Source organism: Streptomyces sp. UH6 (assembly GCF_013421635.1).
Taxonomy (GTDB): domain Bacteria; phylum Actinomycetota; class Actinomycetes; order Streptomycetales; family Streptomycetaceae; genus Streptomyces; species Streptomyces abyssomicinicus.
The window spans coordinates 1-1,545 of the sequence record NZ_JACADT010001191.1 but is presented as its reverse complement, the minus strand read 5'-3'; the positions used below and the strand labels follow the sequence as shown (position 1 = coordinate 1,545).

General features: G+C 73.9%; 2 protein-coding genes. One reads left to right on the top strand and one right to left on the bottom strand.

Annotated elements, in window-relative coordinates; translation table 11 throughout:
- The coding region (locus HW445_RS30510) for a Ppx/GppA phosphatase family protein (RefSeq protein ID WP_374939728.1) at positions 1–494 on the bottom strand (494 nt) is incomplete at its 3' end.
- Positions 495–630: 136 nt separating this feature from the next.
- Here HW445_RS30510 and HW445_RS30505 point away from each other — a divergent pair.
- Entirely contained in the window at positions 631–1,470 is an 840-nt protein-coding gene (locus tag HW445_RS30505; protein WP_180224033.1) for a hypothetical protein, read from the top strand.
- The last annotated feature ends 75 nt before the right edge of the window (positions 1,471–1,545 follow it).

The following is a 1,545-nucleotide window of genomic DNA, read 5'->3' as shown; positions in this document are numbered from 1 at the left end:
GTCAGCCGGCCCGCGCCCAGCGGCAGCGAGACGGCCGCGTCGGGCTCCTCGTCGATGCCGTAGGCGATCTCCAGGGAGCCGCCGCCGATGTCCAGCACCAGCAGGCGGCCGGCCGACCAGCCGAACCAGCGGCGGGCGGCGAGGAAGGTGAGCTTCGCCTCGTCCTCGCCGGACAGCACGCGCAGGTCCACGCCCGTCTCCCGGTGCACCCGGGCCAGCACCTCGTCGGCGTTGCGGGCCTCGCGCACGGCGGACGTGGCGAACGGCAGCAGCGCCTCGACGCCCTTGTCCTCGGCGGCCCGGGCCGCCTCCCGGACCACGTGGATCAGCCGGTCGACGCCCGCGGGGCCTATCGCCCCGTCCTCGTCGAGCAGCTGGGCGAGCCGCAGCTCCTCCTTCACCGAGTGGGCGGGGAGCGGACACGCGCCGGGGTGGGCGTCCACCACCAGCAGGTGGACCGTGTTGGAGCCCACGTCGAGCACACCAAGTCGCATACCCAGAAACGTAACCGGCGGCCGGTGGGGCAATCGCCCTATCGGTGGAAGTGTGGGCGGGGAGGGTGTGAGGAATGCGACGTTTCGGGTAACGCGGGGCCGGTCCGGTCGCCGCGGCTCCACTTACCCTGGACGCGTGCCCAAGACGAAAAAGGCGAAGGACCACAAGACGGCCACGGCCAAGGCCTCGAAGCGGACGGCCCTGCCGCTGATCGATGTCCCCGTGCCCGAGGACGACGAGAAGGGCCTCGACTTCCCGCGCGCCTGGGTGGAGTTCCCCGACCCGGCCGACGAGGAGCAGGTCTTCCGCTGCGACCTGACCTGGCTGACCTCGCGCTGGAACTGCGTCTTCGGCAGCGGCTGCCACGGCATCCAGCCGGGCCGCGCCGCGGACGGCTGCTGCTCGCTGGGCGCCCACTTCTCCGACGAGGAGGACGAGCAGCGGGTCGCCGGGTTCGTCGAGCGGCTCACCCCGGACATCTGGCAGCACCACGCGGAGGGCACGCGCGGCGGCTGGGTCTCCGAGGACGACGAGGGTTCCCGGCAGACGCGGCCCTACCAGGGGTCCTGCATCTTCCAGAACCGCCCCGGTTTCGAGGGCGGCGCGGGCTGCTCGCTGCACATCCTGGCGCTGCGGGAGGGGCGGGAGCCGCTGGAGACCAAGCCGGACGTGTGCTGGCAGCTCCCCGTGCGGCGGACCTTCGACTGGATCGACCGGTCCGACGACACGCGCGTGCTCCAGGTCTCCATCGGCGAGTACGACCGCCGGGGGTGGGGGCCGGGCGGGCACGACCTGCACTGGTGGTGCACGTCGGCGACGTCGGCGCACGGGGCGGGGGAGCCGGTGTACGTGTCCTACCGGCCGGAGCTGACGGAGCTGATGGGCAAGGCCGGGTACGACCGGCTGGTCGAGCTCTGCGAGCAGCGCCTCGCGGGCCCGGTCCTCGCCCCCCACCCGGCGGACCCGCAGCCCTGACCCTGACGTCCCCGCGCCCGGCCGCACGCCCGGTGGCCCTGCGCGGCTGCCGAGCGCCGGCCGCTCCCCTGTTGC